Origin of the sequence: Polaribacter haliotis (assembly GCF_014784055.1) — a bacterium.
GTDB lineage: Bacteria > Bacteroidota > Bacteroidia > Flavobacteriales > Flavobacteriaceae > Polaribacter > Polaribacter haliotis.
Window position 1 is genome coordinate 1,764,939 of sequence record NZ_CP061813.1, and the last position, 16,811, is coordinate 1,781,749.

The 16,811-nt window shown below is 28.4% G+C and carries 15 protein-coding genes; 6 read left to right on the forward strand and 9 right to left on the reverse strand.

The genetic code is table 11. From position 1 onward, the window contains the following. Positions 1–51: 51 nt before the first annotated feature. From H9I45_RS07600 to murI, 3 genes are all read left to right on the forward strand, one after another. Positions 52–2,493 (forward strand): T9SS type A sorting domain-containing protein, encoded by a 2,442-nt coding sequence (locus H9I45_RS07600; RefSeq protein WP_088354744.1) that lies wholly within the window; start codon positions 52–54, stop codon positions 2,491–2,493. A 26-nt stretch (positions 2,494–2,519) separates the two neighbouring features. Beyond that, positions 2,520–2,687, forward strand: coding sequence for a hypothetical protein (locus H9I45_RS07605; protein ID WP_176397584.1), 168 nt, complete (start codon positions 2,520–2,522; stop codon positions 2,685–2,687). A 66-nt stretch (positions 2,688–2,753) separates the two neighbouring features. After that, positions 2,754–3,545: a glutamate racemase gene (murI, locus tag H9I45_RS07610; protein WP_088354745.1), complete on the forward strand. Its 792-nt coding sequence runs from the start codon at positions 2,754–2,756 to the stop codon at positions 3,543–3,545. Here murI and H9I45_RS07615 read toward each other — a convergent pair. Then, positions 3,542–4,528, reverse strand: coding sequence for a PorP/SprF family type IX secretion system membrane protein (locus H9I45_RS07615; protein WP_088354746.1), 987 nt, complete (start codon positions 4,526–4,528; stop codon positions 3,542–3,544). The genes murI and H9I45_RS07615 overlap by 4 nt on opposite strands. A gap of 320 nt (positions 4,529–4,848) precedes the next feature. On the opposite strand from H9I45_RS07615, the gene H9I45_RS07620 reads away from it, so the two are divergent. The 3 genes from H9I45_RS07620 (at position 4,849) to H9I45_RS07630 (ending at position 9,029) form a co-directional block, all read left to right on the forward strand. After that, positions 4,849–7,884, forward strand: coding sequence for a sensor histidine kinase (locus H9I45_RS07620; RefSeq protein WP_088354747.1), 3,036 nt, complete (start codon positions 4,849–4,851; stop codon positions 7,882–7,884). After that, complete coding sequence (locus H9I45_RS07625; protein ID WP_088354748.1) at positions 7,881–8,528, forward strand: response regulator; 648 nt, start codon at positions 7,881–7,883, stop codon at positions 8,526–8,528. Before H9I45_RS07620 ends, H9I45_RS07625 begins: the two co-directional genes overlap by 4 nt. Before the next feature lie 135 nt (positions 8,529–8,663). Next, positions 8,664–9,029 carry a response regulator gene (locus H9I45_RS07630; protein WP_217896864.1) on the forward strand — a complete coding sequence of 122 codons (366 nt, stop codon included), beginning with the start codon at positions 8,664–8,666 and terminating at the stop codon, positions 9,027–9,029. Between the two features lie 315 nt (positions 9,030–9,344). Here H9I45_RS07630 and H9I45_RS07635 read toward each other — a convergent pair whose 3' ends face one another. From H9I45_RS07635 to ccoN, 8 genes are all read right to left on the reverse strand, one after another. Next, positions 9,345–9,854 carry a hypothetical protein gene (locus tag H9I45_RS07635; protein ID WP_088354749.1) on the reverse strand — a complete coding sequence of 170 codons (510 nt, stop codon included), beginning with the start codon at positions 9,852–9,854 and terminating at the stop codon, positions 9,345–9,347. A 229-nt stretch (positions 9,855–10,083) separates the two neighbouring features. After that, positions 10,084–10,515: a hypothetical protein gene (locus H9I45_RS07640; protein ID WP_088354750.1), complete on the reverse strand. Its 432-nt coding sequence runs from the start codon at positions 10,513–10,515 to the stop codon at positions 10,084–10,086. 235 nt (positions 10,516–10,750) lie between these two features. After that, entirely contained in the window at positions 10,751–11,449 is a 699-nt protein-coding gene (locus H9I45_RS07645; protein WP_088354751.1) for a sulfite exporter TauE/SafE family protein, read from the reverse strand. Then, positions 11,449–11,895, reverse strand: coding sequence for a FixH family protein (locus H9I45_RS07650; RefSeq protein ID WP_088354752.1), 447 nt, complete (start codon positions 11,893–11,895; stop codon positions 11,449–11,451). The genes H9I45_RS07645 and H9I45_RS07650 overlap by 1 nt, the downstream gene beginning before the upstream one ends. Before the next feature lie 145 nt (positions 11,896–12,040). Further along, positions 12,041–13,462, reverse strand: coding sequence for a cytochrome c oxidase accessory protein CcoG (gene ccoG, locus H9I45_RS07655; RefSeq protein ID WP_088354753.1), 1,422 nt, complete (start codon positions 13,460–13,462; stop codon positions 12,041–12,043). 38 nt (positions 13,463–13,500) lie between these two features. Beyond that, positions 13,501–14,424 carry a cbb3-type cytochrome c oxidase N-terminal domain-containing protein gene (locus tag H9I45_RS07660; protein ID WP_088354754.1) on the reverse strand — a complete coding sequence of 308 codons (924 nt, stop codon included), beginning with the start codon at positions 14,422–14,424 and terminating at the stop codon, positions 13,501–13,503. An 11-nt stretch (positions 14,425–14,435) separates the two neighbouring features. Further along, positions 14,436–14,603, reverse strand: a complete 168-nt coding sequence (locus tag H9I45_RS07665) for a CcoQ/FixQ family Cbb3-type cytochrome c oxidase assembly chaperone (protein ID WP_088354755.1) — start codon at positions 14,601–14,603, stop codon at positions 14,436–14,438. Positions 14,604–14,608: 5 nt separating this feature from the next. After that, on the reverse strand, positions 14,609–16,804 hold the full coding sequence (gene ccoN, locus H9I45_RS07670; protein ID WP_088354756.1) for a cytochrome-c oxidase, cbb3-type subunit I: 2,196 nt from the start codon (positions 16,802–16,804) through the stop codon (positions 14,609–14,611). Positions 16,805–16,811: the final 7 nt, after the last annotated feature.

Sequence of the window (16,811 nt, forward strand, 5' to 3'; positions counted from 1 at the left end):
AGTTATTATATCTTATTTTTTAGTATTTTAGATGTCTCAAAAATCTTAATTATGAAGAAAAAATACTTTTTAAAGACAACTTTATTACTAATCATCTTTTTATCAGCATTAACAATTAATTCACAAACGACTGGAGATATTGCTTTTGTTGGTTTTAATGTAGAAACCTCAGAAGGTGACAAAGATTTCTCTATTGCAATATTATCAGATTTAGCAACAAACTCAATAATATATATTACTGATAATGAATCAAATGGTACTGGAGGTTTTGTTTCTGGGGAAGGAGCTTTGGCATGGAATTCTGGTAGTTCAATAATTAAATCCGGCACAATAGTAGTTTTTTCAGATGTAAATAATGACACTTCAAGAACTGTTTCAATTGGAAATGTAACAGAGCCAGATGCAGGTTTTAATCCAACAGATAAAGATGGTTTGTTTATTTATACTGGTACAGATGAAAATACAGTAACCACATTTATATATGGTTTACAGATTGGAAATGACCCAACACAAACTGGAGATTTAACTGGAACTGGTTTAACAACTGGAACTTCACATGTAGTTATTGATAATAGTGCGTCACCTGATGGAGGTTTTTATAATGGATCTAAATTAAATCAAACTTCATACAGTGATTATTTATCCTTAATATCTGTTAAAACAAATTGGTCCACAACAACAGGAAATGGAGAAACATTCGCAATTCCTTTCTCCCAAGAGTCATTCACCATAAATACAACAAATTGGACAGGAAGTGATTTAACAGATGGTAATGATTGGTCATTAGCCACAAACTGGAGTAATGGTGTACCAACATCAAGTTCTTTAGTTACCATTCCAGATGTTACAAATGCCCCAGAAATAAGAACTAGTACAAATGCAATAGTTGGTAATATGTCTATTTCAGAAACTGATGGTTTATCAGTATTAAGTGGTTCTTTAACGATTTCTGGAAACTTAACAATTAATTCTGGTAGTTCTTTATATTTAGAATCTAAAATGACAGCCTCAAAAACGATTGATGCAGCTTCTGTGATTTTAAATGGAAGTTATACTTCTGCAGATGCAAATAGCTTTTTTTATTTTACGGAAACTTATATTAATGATTCAATTGGTTGGACTTTAATTTCTTCTCCAACTGTTAATGAAAGTATTCAAGAATTTACAACTTTTAATAAGATTTTAACTAGTACAACAGTTGGTAAAGAAAATAATTTTGGAATTGCTCCTTACAATAACGATGGTACTGCATGGAATTATTATACAGGTGCCACAGATGGTACAACATATGGAACTGGAACTTATCCATTAAACGCATCTAATAATTTTATTTCAGGAAAAGGATATACAATCTTACAAAACTCTGCATTTGGTTCAAATACCGCAAAAGGAAATATAGGTTTTAAAGGAAATATTAAAACAGATTTTGTAGAAATTCCAATAACAGATAAAAGTCCTCCTGGTGGAACTGGAAATGCATTTAATTTAGTTGGAAATCCATATCCTTCTTTTATTCCCTTTAACACAAATGGTGGTGCTGTAAACCTTCTAACTGCAAATACAGATATCTTAGAAGAAGAAACGATTTGGCTATGGGATAAAAAAGATACAGAGATTCAGTCGTCATATATTACAGTAAATCAAACAACAACTGTTGGAACTGGAGTAAACCAAAGACCTTCTTTACATATTGCTCCAGCACAAGGTTTTTTTGTAAAATCTAAATCTACAGGAGGTAATTTTAATTTTACAGAAGGAATGCAGAGTCATCAAAGTTCTGGAACCTTTAATAAGTCTGTAAATTTACGCCCAGAAATTCAATTAAGTATTGCTTCTAAAGACGTTTTAAAAAGTACTTCAATTTATTATTATAAAAATAAAACGATTGGTTTCGATAATGGTTATGATAGCTCAACCTTTGGTGGAGTAGGTACTTCTTTCTCTGTTTACACAAAATTAGTTTCTAATGAAGATGATAGGAATTTGGCAATACAAACATTACCAACTTCAAACTACGAAAACATGGTAATTCCTGTTGGTGTAAAAGCAACAAAAAATTCGGAAATTACATTTTCTGCAAACTCTTTAAATTTACCAGATGGATATATGGTTTTTCTAGAAGATAAATTAACAAAAGCGTATACACGTTTAGATAACACTAATAGCGAATATACTGTTACCATAGACAACAATGTTGTTGAAAACCGTTTTTTTATTCACACTACAACCTCTTCTGTCTTAAATAACGATACAGAAAATTTAAATAATGTTGTTATTTTTAAAACGAATAATTCTAATTTAAAAGTTACAGGTTTAAATGTAGCAAAAGCAAAAATTAGCTTATTTAATGTTTTAGGTAAACAGGTATTTACAACTACTTTCGATGGAAATTTAAACAATACTATATCTTTGCCAAATTTAGCTACTGGTATGTATATTGTTAAATTAAAAACAGCAAACAGCACAAATACAAAAAAAATAATTATAGATTAATTTACGATAAATAAAATTTTAAAAAGATGAAAAAACAAATAGAAAATAATAAAGATATTTCTCGTAAAGATGCCATTAAAAAAATTGGTAATTATGGAAAATATGCTGCATTGACAGCACTTGGAACTTATATGATACTAAATCCACAAAAGGCACAAGCACAAAGCCCAGAAGCTCCTGGAGCCGGTTTTTAATACAACTCACAAGAATTCATAAATTAAAACCTACTTTTTTAAGTAGGTTTTTCTATTTTTACATAGATGGCAATTAACAAATATCCTATTGGTTTTTTCGACTCTGGAGTAGGAGGTACTTCTATCTGGAAAGAAGTAATTTCTCTTTTACCAAATGAAGATTCTATATATCTTTCTGATAGTAAAAATGCGCCTTATGGCGAAAAATCTAAAAATGAAATTATAGATTTATGTATAAAAAATACCGATTTTTTATTAAAACAAAATTGTAAATTAATAGTTGTAGCTTGCAATACAGCTACCACAAATGCAATTGACTTTTTAAGAGAAAGGTATTCCATTCCATTTATTGGAATAGAACCTGCAATTAAACCAGCAGCATTAACTACAAAAACAAATACAATTGGCATTTTAGCTACAAAAGGTACATTAAACAGTTCTTTGTTTGAAAAAACTTCAAGCAGTTTTAGAAAAGACATTTACATCGAAGAAATCATTGGAAAAGGTTTGGTTGAGTTAATTGAAAATGGAAAATTATATTCCAAAGAAATGACTTCTCTCTTAAAATCTTATTTACATCCATTATTAGAGAAAAATATAGATTTTTTAGTTTTGGGTTGTACTCACTACCCATATCTAATTCCTCAAATTAGAGAAATTATTGGCGGTAAAATAAATATTATAGACTCTGGAGAAGCTGTTGCAAAACAAACTAAAGCTATTTTAAACAAGTTTTATTTATTAAACTCTAAAGAAAATATAGCAAAACATACGTTATATATCAATAAAGAAAAAGAAGTATTAGAACAATTAATAGCAGAAAAAGAAAACATAAAAATTATTCGAAAAAAATTTTAGAAACTTCCGTAATTAGAATTAATATTAGGGCAAGCCGCTGCTCTTGGCTCTCTTGTCCATAAATTAATTCCTAAAGTAATTTGGTGGAAACCAGAATTAGATAAAACAATATCATTTAATTGATTTGTGTAAGTGTAAGAAAACATTAAGTTTTTATAATTTAAACCAACAATTGGACTTATAAATTGTGAATTTTCTATGGAATTAGAATCAAAACTTCTTCTATAAGATAACGCTGCCCAAAGTTGAGATTTTGAAAATCTTTTGTAGGCTTTTATATTTACATCTGCAATTGTTTCTCCAAGACTTTCTTTATATTGAAACATAATCGAGGGTTCCCACTGTACAAAGTTTTCTTCTTCCCCAAAATAATAACCTGCAGATAAAATATAGTTTCTTAAATCTAAAGGCTCTTGCACGTTTAAATTGTTTTTCGCTGTTAATAATAAATTTTTAACAGTAAAGTAAGTTGCCAAACCTCCTCTATGATAAGCAACACTAAAATCTGCATTATAATAACTTGTGCTTTCTATAATAGCTGCTACACCAGTATCTCCTGTAAAAGTTCTTTGATCGGATTGATTTTGAACAAACGTAAATGCCAAACCAAAAGAAAGTTGCTTAAACATTTTGCTATTACTCATTGGTAAATGGTATGCATAAGTTCCTTGCAAACCTTTCTGAGAATGGAATCCGTTTTCATCATTAAACAAAATTAAACCATAACCAGCATTCGATTCTTCTCCAAATTTTGTATGAAAACTTAACGTTTGTAATTCTGGAGCATTTGGTACACCTGCCCATTGCTTTCTTGCAGTTAATCGTAATTTACTAGAATTACCAATACCTGCAGCAGATGGATGCAATAAAAAAACATTATCAGATAAATAATCTGTATAAATTGGTAACGTTTCTTGTGCTTGATTATTTATCGTAAAGAAAACGAGAAGTAAAAAGCAAAACCTAATGTAAATTAACTTCATTAAATCTAGATGAGTTTTAAGTTTTCAAATATATTGTTTTTAAAAGAATAAATTGTTCTCTAAATAAAGATTTAACACAGTAATATAAACTCAAAGATGAAACAATTATTATCCACTTTTTTTATTTACTTATTATATTAGAACAAATAAGTATAAGTTTTCTATTTACTGATAAAGAATTCAGTTAATTACTACAAAAGGATATTATATTTTTCTTACTTTTATATATTATAAATTTTAAATACTAATAATTTAGTGATACCAAATTAAATATTTTAAAATATAAAATTAGTTTATAACATCTTATTACCCTAGAAAAAATGCTACACTCAAAAGAAAAAGAAAATAAGTTTCAAACTCTATTTGAAACTATGAATTTAGGTGTCTCTTACCAAGATCATAAAGGCAAAATAATAAATGTTAACCCTGCTGCTTTAAAAATTTTAGGCCTTACATTAAACCAAATGGAGGGTAAAACTTCTATAGATCCTAGTTGGAAATGTATACATGAAGATGGTTCTGATTTTCCAGGAGAAACACACCCTAGCATGATAGCTTTAAAAACAGGCATTCCTGTTCTTAATAAAATAATGGGAGTATTTAATATTACTAAAAAAAAATACTGTTGGATAAAGATAGATGCAATTCCCCAATTTAAAGAAGGAGAAAAAAAACCATTTCAAGTATACACTACTTTCGACGACATAACTATTATTAAGGAAACAGAAATTCAATTAAAAGAGAATGAAAGACGTTATATAGGAGCCCAAAAAATGGGTAAGGTAGGAAATTGGGAATACAATATTAAAACTGGTCTTTTATGGGGTTCAAATGAAACTCTTCGGATTTTTGGGCTAAACCCAGAAAAAAATAATTTTAGTTTAGATTATATAGAAAAAAATATACCAAAACTAAATTTTGTAAGACAAGCTATGATCAATTTAATTGAAAAAGGAGAAAAATATGATATCCAATATGAAATTAATGTTCAGAAAAAAATAAAGATAGTTCACTCAAAAGCAAAAATAATATATAACATTAATGGTGAAATTTTTAAAATTGCTGGTGTAATACAAGATATTTCTAAAAAGTATAAAAACAAATTAGAATTAAAAGAAAGTGAAGATAAATTTTTTAAAGTATTTAAAAATAGTTCTAACTCCATTATACTTTCTCGATTAAGCAATTTTGAAATTATAAATATAAATAAAGCAACATTTAAAGTAACTGGCTATACAACTAAAGAATTAAAAGGCTTAAAAATGTTTGAAATTGGTATTTGGAAATCTAAAAAAGATTATAAAAAATACGTAAAACAAATATTAAAAAAAGGAAGAGTTAAAGGTTTCGAAACCACTTTTTTAAAAAAATCTGGAGAAAGTAGAATCTGGAAAATATCTGGAGAAGTAATTCAAATTAAAAAAGAAAAATTTACACTTACAATTATAGAAGATGTTACAGAAATAAGAAACGCAGAAATAGAATTAAATAAACAACGAAATTTCACATCTGCAATGACAGAAAACCAACCAGCTGGTATTGTTGCATGTAATGCAAAAGGCAAATTGGTGTTATTTAATAAAGCTGCAAAAGAATGGCATGGTATAGATGTAATGACGTTTCCAAAAGAACGTTGGGCAGAAAATTATGGTTTATACAAAAGCGATGGGAAAACATTGTTAAAAGCAGATGAGATCCCTATTTTACAATCATTTCTTGGAAAAAAAATTGTGAATTTTGAAATGGTTATTAAGGCAAAGAATCAAAAGCCTAGATATGTAATTTGTAACTCTGCCCCCTTTTATGATTCTTTGGGAAACAAACTAGGCGCACTAGCTGTAATGAACGATATTACACACCAAAAATCTATAGAAGAGAGCTTAAAAAAAAGCCAGGAAGAAATTAAAAAAGCCCTTTTAGAATTAGAAAGAAGTGAATTTCTTTTAAATGAATCTGGAAGAATTGCTAAAGTTGGTGCTTGGGAATTTAACATCATTACACAAAAATTACGTTGGTCTAATCAAGTTTTTAAAATTCATAAAATTCCTATTGGAGAGGTTCCTCCAATTGAAGAAGCTATAAATTATTACATAGATGGTTCTGCAGAAATATTAGAAAAAGCAATTAATAATAGTATTAAAAATAATAAAAAATACGATCTAGAACTAAGGTTTCAAAATGCGCTTAAAGAAAAACTTTGGGTAAATGCAATAGGTTACCCTATATTAAATAAAAAAAATGAAGTAATAGGTATAAGAGGTGTAATACAAGATATTACTGAAAACAAATTAATAAGGGAGAAAATAGAAAAAACTCAAGAAATGCATAGTCTACTAGCAAATAACACTAATGATTTAATTTGCTTACAAGAACCAGATAGCACATTTAAATACATTAGCCCTTCTATAAAAAATTTGTTAGGCTACGAACAATCGGAATTTATTGGTAAACAAGTATTTAGTATTGTACATAAAGATGATGTTTTACCTTTAAGAAAGGTAATGAAAGATAAGATATTCAATAACAACTCTGCAGAAGCTTATCCTTTTAGAGCACTTCACAAAAATGGCCATTTTGTTTGGTTAGAATTCTTATCATCTCCTGTTCATAAAGATGGCGAAATTAATTACTTTGTTACTTCTGCTAGAGATATTACACAATGGGTTTTAGCTAAAGAAGAAATTCAAGAATACCAGACATCTCTACAAAAACTTACTACCGAAATTACCATGGTAGAAGAAAAGCAAAAAAAACAAATTGCTTCTAATATTCACGATCACTTAAGCCAATCTTTGGTTATTTCTAAAATGAAAATTTTAGAATTAAAAGAGAACCCAAACTTAACAGTAATAGATGAAGATTTAAAATTTATCGAAGCTCATATTTCTGACGCATTAGAGAATAGTCGTAAAATTACATATGAACTTTCACCAACGATATTGTATCAATTAGGAGTTATAGAAGCCATAAATTGGTTAATTGAAGATTTACAAGCGAAGTATAAAATTAAATTTAAATTTAGTACAAACCTAACAAATATTAATCTTAGTGAATTAAATTCTATTATTCTTTATAGAAGTATCCAAGAAATACTAACAAATGCTATAAAATATGCAAATGCTTCTCTCGTAAAAATAGAAATAAAAAAAACAAACAAAGGAGTAGATCTTTTTATAATAGATAATGGTATTGGGTTTGATACATCTATATTAAATAATTTTAAAAATCAATCTGGTTCTGGTTTTGGTTTATTTACTGTTACAGAACGTATTAAAACCATACAAGGTCAATTTTCTATTACATCAAAAATTAATTCAGGCACCAATATTAAAATTTTTATCCCCCTTTTAAAATGAATAAAACAAACGAAATAAAAATAATTTTGGTAGACGACCACAACCTATTAAGAGATGGTTTAAGAAATATTATTGAAAAAAAAGCTAATTTACATGTTATTGGAGAAGCTTCAAATGGTAGAGATGCTGTAAAAATATGTTCTAAATTATTGCCAGATATTGTACTTATAGACATAGCAATGCCAGATTTAAACGGAATGGAAGCTACAAAACAAATCCTAAAAGCACATCCAAAAACAAAAGTAATTGGACTCTCTATGCATTCTAGCAAACAATTTATACAAGGTATGTTTAATGCTGGTGCTTTTGGTTATTTATTAAAAGATGGTGATGCTAAAGAATTAATTGTAGGAATTAAAACAGTTATGGAAAACAGAAAATATCTATCAAAAGATATTAACCAAGAATTTCTTACGTTGCTTAAAAATGGAGATGAATTAGAAAATACAGTATTAAGCTCGAGAGAGAAAGAAGTTTTACAGTTAATAGCAGAAGGTAAATCATCTAAAGAAATTGGTGAAACATTATTTTTAAGTCCTAAAACTATTGATGTTCACAGGAATAATATTATGAAAAAAATAGATATACATTCTATTCCAGAATTAACAAAATACGCTATTAGAAAAGGGCTAACATCTCTTTAAATTAGTAAATTAAAACCTAATGCTTAAAAAAACTTATACTTTATTAAAAGATTAAGAATATTGCTTAGTTATTCAAGCTAAAAACCTTATATATTTACATATACTAATATAAACCAGCATAATATAAACAATATATTGAACTCTAAATTAAACAATTTATTAGTAATTGAAGATAACCCTTACATAGGGGAAGAAATAGTGAATGCTGCTAAAAAAGTATCTGGAATAAAAACGATACGTTTAACAAAAACTTTACAAGAAGCAATTTCTTCTTTAGAAGAAAATGAATATGAATTAGTTACTTTAGACTTAAATTTACCAGATGGAAATGGTATAGAGCTTTTAAAGTGGTTTACAGAAAATAAGATAAAAAAGAAAGTTTTTGTGTTTTCTACAAGTACAAACCTTAAAGAAATTTGTTTAAAATATGGCGCTTTTGCTTTTTTTGATAAATCTAAAGGTTTTAAAGATTTAATTGATAATATTAAAAAAGCATATTAAATAATAAGCTTTTTTAAATACTCTTCATTATCATATTATTTAATTAATAATGCACAGTAAGTAGGCAATTAAGTTAATTTCTACAATCATTAGCTACCTTGTATATTTTATATTAAAACTGTTTTTAAACAGATTCCACAAGCTAAAATGAATACAATTTAAATATTAAAAGGCATCTATTCATAATTTTATTTAACCTTCTAAATATTCAAATTATAAAAAAATTACTAACACGAGTTTTTTATAAAATATAAAAGAGCAAAACATTAGGGGTATGATTTCGCTCTTTTAATTATACAAAAATTTAAAAGTTGGTTAGAAATTATATTTTAAGCCTAAAAATCCACTAATTATAAATTCCTTTTTAGAATTATAAAGCTTCATTAAATCTTTTCTTTGTGTTACCTGCTGTGTAACTATAAGTTTTATATTATTACCTATTTTAAAGTTTAATTCTCCACTAAAACTGAAACTATAAAAACCCTGTGTTTGTCTATAAATTTTTCCAAAATCTACATAAGCTACAGCTCCTAGCTTTCGATAAATACTGTTTATTCCAAAACCAGATCCAATAGCATATCGTTGGTAATTTTTAAAATTTAGATCTGCATACTCCACAGAAATATGTGTTAATAAATAACTGTTTTCGAAATTATAGATTGGTACTTCTAATTTAGAAAGTAAGTTAACTGTTAATGCATCATTACCTTTCTTGTCTCCAATTAAAAGCAATCTTGCATCTTGTTGAAGAGAAATTTCTATATTATTTTGTCCGTAAATAGAAATCGTTAGTAAAAAAGGAATAATTAAAAATATCTTTTTCATGTTTTGGGGGAATAGTTATAATTAAATATTTAGTATAAATTCATTTCAAATATATTAAAGAACCTAACTAAACAAAATAGGTAATTTTCTTATTTTCAGAATATTAAATATTTTATTGTACTATAAAACAATAAAAAACGTTAGAAAAAAAATAAGTTTTTAAAATGATAAGAGCTTGTTTTTTTTAAACAAGCTCTTTTTAATAAATGTTAATTTGAGAAATAAAATATTAGATTTTTTTCATTTTGCCTTCCCAAGTTAAACCTCCTAAGGTAGACTCATAAAAAATATATCCTCTTTTTATTTTTATAATTTTCATACTTAATTTTGTTCCACTTCTAAATGGAAAATTAGGTAAATTAGACTCTTTTAATGTCATAAAACATTCTTCTTCAGAAGTCCATTTAATATCAGATTTAATAAAATATTTTTTATTTTCGAAATATTCTATGTGTTCTTTTTTTGAAAATATTACCACAACATCTTTACCTTTATATTTATAAGTGTAAGTAGTTTCTTCTAATAGAGGAATAATTTCATCATCAGAAATTTTAGTTATGTTATTTTCATTAAATTTAACTGGAGTAATCATTGCTACATCTTGAGCTTTAATAGAAAATGTTAGCAGAATTATTGCAAGTAGTAAATGTATTTTTTTCATAATATTTAAATTTCATCAATTTGTAAATGCCTTTATTTTACATATACATATTGAAGGGGGGTTAGTAAAAAATTATTATAATAACTGTACACTACAAAGATATTTTAGAATGCAAGCTTTTACAATAGGTAATTTTCTTAATTTAAAAATTCTATAAAAAAATATGGATTATCATCTAATTTTAATTAGCTATAGTCAGTTAATTAAAACAATAAATTATAAAATAAAAGAGGTCTTAATGGCAAGTATTGTTTGAAGAAACCATTTCTAAAATTGGAGTTGGAGAAACATAAGGAATTCCCAAACCTAAACCTCTTAAAATAAATAAAGCACCAATACAAACTACAACTACAGGAATCGCTTTTTGAATGTTTTTTTTAAAAGTTCCTTTTGTGAAATTTCCTAAATAAACAACGGCTGTCATTAAAGGAATTGTTCCTAAACCAAATAAAAACATATACAAACTTCCTGAAAAAGCATTTGTAGTTGCTAATGCTCCAAAAACAGCCATGTAAACTAATCCACAAGGTAAAAAACCATTTAAAAAACCAATGGTAAAAAAAGTATCATTTCCTTTTTTCTTTAATTCCTTTCCCAAAGCATTTTTCACCTTAAAAATTAGGTTACTTATTTTTGAAGAAAAATTCACTCGTTTAAAAATTCTTGGGAATAATATAAATAAAATCATACTTATTCCAACTACAATAGATAATTGTTGTTGAAAACCAAAGAAGAAAAATCCTTTTCCTAAAAACCCAAACAACAAACCTATTAAGCTGTAAGTAAACAACCTACCTAAATGATAACTTAAAATTTGGAAGAACCTTTTAACTGGTTTTTGTCTATCTACTGGCAACATAAAAGCGATTGGTCCACACATTCCTATGCAATGGAAACTACCCAATAACCCAAAAATTAGTGCCGATAAAAACATTAGTACACAAGTTCTTTTTTAAATAAATACTCCTTATTTTTGTATTTCCATGATACAGTCATGTTCCAACGACCATCTACTAAACGTTTCTCAGGCACGAGCAAATATGTTTTAGAGATCGAAATAGGTATTTCAAAATCTAAATGTTTATTAGATGGTCTATACAGGAACACTTTTCCTTGAATATCTTTCGGAATAAAAGCTTCTGGAAAATCCACTTTTAAACCTTCTTTAACTCTTGTTATTTTAATGTTTTCTTTTAAAGCGAATGCATTTTTCTCTGCATTAATTTCATCTTGAAATTCTAATTCTTTTTGATAATATTTATCTGTTACCAAATCGTGTGTAAACGATTTATCTGTACTCATTGTAATAACTAGATATAAGATAAAACTCATAAAAGCTACAATTGCAATAACAATACCTGTTCCCCAATTAATTTTCATAACTTAAACTTTTATAATTAATGTCGTTGAGATTTCTACTTACGTCGAAATGACATTAACAATATTTTATTAATAACTCGCTACCTTCAACTCCCAGATTCAAACTTCAAACTTCCATCTTCAAACTTCCAACCTCAACCCCCAACTACTTATAACTTCTTGGTCCTAAAAAGTTGGTTCTTGTAGTTTCAATTAATTTATCACCACTATAAACACCAATTTCTATTTTATCTTTATCGCTTTTTAATGCTGCTGCATTTAGTTCTATAAATAAAGTTCCTTCTGCCAAACCTCGTTTTGGAACTATAAAATTATGATTCGAAACTAACTTGATAGTTCCTTTATGTGATAATAATTTATAACTTACATCTTTAATATCTTCACTTGTTTTATTGATTACTTTATACGTATAAACGTTGCTAATGATATTATTTTCCTTTTGCTGATATAATTGTCCTGGCAATCTTAAGATATTCGCTTCAACATCATTTCTTAAAAACAACATTCCTATTAGAATTCCTGTTAAGATTAATAATACTGCAGAATATCCTTTCATTCTAGGTGTAAACTGAAAAGATTTTTTCTTTATAATATTGTCCTCACTTTCATAACGAATCAATCCTTTTGGTAAATTAATGCTTTCCATAATATGGTCACATTCATCTATACATGCTGTACAATTTACACATTCTAATTGCGTACCATTTCTAATATCTATTCCTGTTGGGCAAACAACAACACATTGTTTACAATCGATACAATCTCCTTTACCTAGAGCTTCTCTATCTTCATTTTTTTTGAATTTAGACCTTCCCTCTTCTCTTTCTCCTCTTTTATAATCGTATGCAACATTTATGGTTTTATTATCCAACAAAACGCCTTGCAGACGACCATAAGGACAAGCAATAATACATACTTGTTCTCTAAACCACGCAAAAATGAAATAGAAAACACAGGTGAAAATTGTTAAAGAAATAAGTGTACTAATATTATCAAAAGGATTTCCAGTAATGTATTCAATAACTGTATCTCCACCAATCAAATACGCTAAAAAGACATTTGCAATTATGAAGGAAATCACAAAGAAAATAAACCATTTTAAAAACTTTTTTCTAATTTTTTCTGCGTTCCAAGGTTGTTTGCTTAATCTTATTTGCTTTCCTCTATCTCCTTCAATTAAATATTCTATTTTTCTGAAAACCATTTCTAAAAAAATAGTTTGCGGACAAATCCATCCACAGAAAATACGTCCAAAAATAACAGTAAATAAGATAATAAAAACAACACCAACAATCATAGAAACCACCAACAAATAAAAATCTTGTGGCCAAAATGGAAAACTAAAAATATTAAACTTTCTTTCTAAAATATTAAAAAGCAAAAACTGATTCCCATTAATTTTGATAAATGGCGCAGACAATAAAAAAGCCAATAGAAAGTAACTTACGTAACTTCTATATTTATAGAATTTCCCACTTGGTTTTTTTGGAAATACCCAAGAACGTTTTCCTTCTGAATCTACAGTAGCAATACTATCTCTAAATTTTTCGTCCTTGGGAGTTTCCATAACTACTAACTATTAAAAAACTAATTAAAATTAAATTTTTACTCTGTTTTTGTTGTGTTTTCAATTTCTTCTGCTCCTTCTTCGGCTTTTTTTGGTGCTTCCGCATTTGGATCTACCCATTTTTCTCCTTGTGGAGCTTTTGCATTTGCAGGTGTTGTACCTTGTAAAGAAATTACGTAGCTAGAAACCTTTGCAATGTCTGCCGCTTTTAAGGTTTTATCCCAAGCAATCATTCCTTTTCCATCTCTACCTCCATTATGTACAGTATTAAAAACATTTTTAATTCCTCCACCTAAAATCCAATATTCGTCTGTTAAATTGGGTCCAATTTGCCCTCCTCCATCAGCTAAATGACAAGATGCACAGTTTAAATTAAAAACTGCTTTACCTCTCGCTAAATCTTTAGCATCTGTTAAAAGTGTAACATTTTCTGCAGTAATTAAATCTGTAGCTGTTGCTCTGTATTTATTTACTTCTCTTCTTGCCTCTGCAACAGCCTTGTCATACTCAACAATTTGGCTATCTCCATCTAAAACTTCAAAACGAACTAAATAAACGACAGCAAAAATAATGGTTGCATAAAACATATACACCCACCAAGGTGGAAGCGAATTATCTAATTCTCTAATTCCGTCGTAATTATGGTCTAGAATAATATCCTCCTCTTGGTCAACTGCTTTTGCTCTTGTCCATTTTGTAAGAAATTTCTTAATCCAAAGATTTGGATCTTCAGGAAGAATACCATCTTTTTCATTTTGTAAATCTGTTGCTTTTTTTAAAGCATATACATTTACCATTTCTTTTAAGACAACTACTAAAACAAAACCAATTAAAGCTAACCAGACTAATGGGTTTTCATAAATATTAAATGGGTTTTCGTACACCATAAACGCTTTGGCAAGTGCTATAAACGTAACAATTACAAAGATTACATAAACTGTAGATTGAAAAGATCTTTTCATTTTAAATAATTTTATTGGTCTAATGGAATATTACTAACCTTATTAATATACTCTTTCTTCGCTGTAAATACCCACCAAAATAAGATGACAAAAAAAGTAAAGAATATTAATAATGATATTAATGGGTAAATTTCTATTCCTGTAATACTCTCTAAATGGCCTTTTATAAACTTAAACATAGTTTCTAATTTTTAGCGGTTTTCTGTTCGTCTTTTACTTTAATATCTGTTCCCAAACGTTGTATGTATGCAATAACTGCCACAATTTCTCTGTTTCTCATTTCTACAAAAGCTTCTCCATTTTCTTGTGCATATTTTTTATCTGCTTCGTAACTTTTTGCAAAATCTGGATCTGCATATAAATTCTCTTCAATTTTAGTTCCTTGCTCCAACATATGTTGTTGTGCATTTGCTATTTCTTCTTCAGAATATGGAACACCAAGACTTACCATTACTTCCATTTTGTCTTGAGTATCCGATTTGTCAAGCTCATCTTTTATCAACCATTTATAAGAAGGCATAATGGAACCTGGAGAAGTACTTTGTGGATCCCACATATGATTTAAATGCCAACTATCGTTGTATTTTTGACCAATTCTATGTAAATCTGGCCCTGTACGTTTACTTCCCCATAAAAATGGATGATCGTACACAAATTCCCCAGCTTTAGAGTATTCTCCATAACGTTCTACTTCACTTCTAAATGGTCTAATCATTTGAGAGTGACACCCCACACAACCTTCTCTAATATAAATATCTCGTCCTTCTAATTCTAAAGGAGTATAAGGTTTTACACTACTAATGGTAGGGATATTCGATTTTACCAATAAAGTTGGCACAATTTGAATAATACCACCAATTAAAATAGCAATCGTAGCAAAAATTGTTAATTTAATTGGTTTTCTTTCCAACCAAGTATGCCAACCTTCTCCTTTTGTTCTGTATTTTGGTACTTTCTTTAAAGCTACTGCTTCTGCTAATTCATCTGTAACTTCGCTTCCTGAAGCTACTGTTCTAACCACATTATACAACATAACAATTGCACCAATAATAAACATAGTACCACCAATTGCACGCATCCAATACATTGGAATAATTTCGTTTACAGTTTCTAAAAAGTTACCATAAGTTAAAGATCCATCTGGGTTGAATTGTTTCCACATAGAAGCTTGAACAAAACCTGCAACATACATTGGTAAAGCATATAAGATAATTCCTAATGTACCAATCCAGAAATGTACATTTGCTAATGCTGTAGAATATAATTTCGTTTTAAACATTCTTGGAATTAACCAATACAGCATTCCAAACGTAAAGAAACCATTCCAAGCTAACGCACCAACGTGAACGTGTGCAATAATCCAATCGCTATAATGTGCAATCGCATTTACATTTTTTAAGGATAGTAAAGGTCCTTCGAAAGTTGCCATACCATAGCCAGTAATTGCAACAACCATAAATTTTAAAACAGGATCTGTACGAACTTTATCCCAAGCTCCACGTAAAGTTAACAGTCCGTTTATCATTCCTCCCCAAGAAGGTGCTAATAACATTACAGAAAATGCAACTCCTAAATTTTGAGCCCATTCTGGTAAAGATGTATATAATAAATGGTGAGGTCCAGCCCAGATATACAAGAAAATTAAGGACCAAAAGTGTACAATAGAAAGTCTGTAAGAATATACAGGCCTATTTGCTGCTTTTGGTACGAAATAATACATTAATCCTAAAAATGGTGTTGTTAAGAAAAACGCCACAGCATTATGTCCATACCACCATTGTACAAGTGCATCTTGTACACCTGCATAAGCCGAATAAGATTTTAAGAAACTAACTGGTAATGCTAAACTATTAAAAATATGTAAGACTGCAACCGTTACAAAAGTTCCTAGATAGAACCAGATTGCAACATATAAATGACGTTGTCTTCTTTGTAAAATTGTCCAAATCATGTTTACACCAAAAGCTACCCAGACTAAAGCAATGGCAATATCTATTGGCCACTCTAATTCTGCATATTCTTTTGATGAAGTATAACCTAATGGAAGTGTAATTGCAGCTGCAACAATAATTGCTTGCCAACCCCAAAAATTGAAGTTACTTAAAAAATTACTTGCCATTCTTGCTTTTAACAATCGTTGCAAAGAGTAATAAACTCCTGCGTAAATTGCGTTACCAACAAAAGCAAAAATTACTGCATTTGTGTGTAATGGTCTTAAACGTCCAAAACTCAACCAAGAAATTCCTTCTGTTAAGTTTGGGAATAAAAACATTAACGCAAGTAATAAACCCACACTAAAACCTACGATACCCCAAAGTAGTGTTGCGTAGATGAATTTTTTTACGATTTTATTATCGTAATAAAATTGTTGCATTTCCATAATTTAA

Coding starts and splice junctions, on each gene's coding strand:
- H9I45_RS07640 (WP_088354750.1), bottom strand. CDS start 10,515: ATGAAAAAAATACATTTACTACTTGCAATAATTCTGCTAACATTTTCT.
- H9I45_RS07625 (WP_088354748.1), top strand. CDS start 7,881: ATGAATAAAACAAACGAAATAAAAATAATTTTGGTAGACGACCACAAC.
- H9I45_RS07635 (WP_088354749.1), bottom strand. CDS start 9,854: ATGAAAAAGATATTTTTAATTATTCCTTTTTTACTAACGATTTCTATT.
- H9I45_RS07645 (WP_088354751.1), bottom strand. CDS start 11,449: ATGTTTTTATCGGCACTAATTTTTGGGTTATTGGGTAGTTTCCATTGC.
- H9I45_RS07665 (WP_088354755.1), bottom strand. CDS start 14,603: ATGTTTAAGTTTATAAAAGGCCATTTAGAGAGTATTACAGGAATAGAA.
- H9I45_RS07660 (WP_088354754.1), bottom strand. CDS start 14,424: ATGAAAAGATCTTTTCAATCTACAGTTTATGTAATCTTTGTAATTGTT.
- ccoG (WP_088354753.1), bottom strand. CDS start 13,462: ATGGAAACTCCCAAGGACGAAAAATTTAGAGATAGTATTGCTACTGTA.
- H9I45_RS07600 (WP_088354744.1), top strand. CDS start 52: ATGAAGAAAAAATACTTTTTAAAGACAACTTTATTACTAATCATCTTT.
- ccoN (WP_088354756.1), bottom strand. CDS start 16,804: ATGGAAATGCAACAATTTTATTACGATAATAAAATCGTAAAAAAATTC.
- murI (WP_088354745.1), top strand. CDS start 2,754: ATGGCAATTAACAAATATCCTATTGGTTTTTTCGACTCTGGAGTAGGA.
- H9I45_RS07620 (WP_088354747.1), top strand. CDS start 4,849: ATGCTACACTCAAAAGAAAAAGAAAATAAGTTTCAAACTCTATTTGAA.
- H9I45_RS07605 (WP_176397584.1), top strand. CDS start 2,520: ATGAAAAAACAAATAGAAAATAATAAAGATATTTCTCGTAAAGATGCC.
- H9I45_RS07615 (WP_088354746.1), bottom strand. CDS start 4,528: ATGAAGTTAATTTACATTAGGTTTTGCTTTTTACTTCTCGTTTTCTTT.
- H9I45_RS07650 (WP_088354752.1), bottom strand. CDS start 11,895: ATGAAAATTAATTGGGGAACAGGTATTGTTATTGCAATTGTAGCTTTT.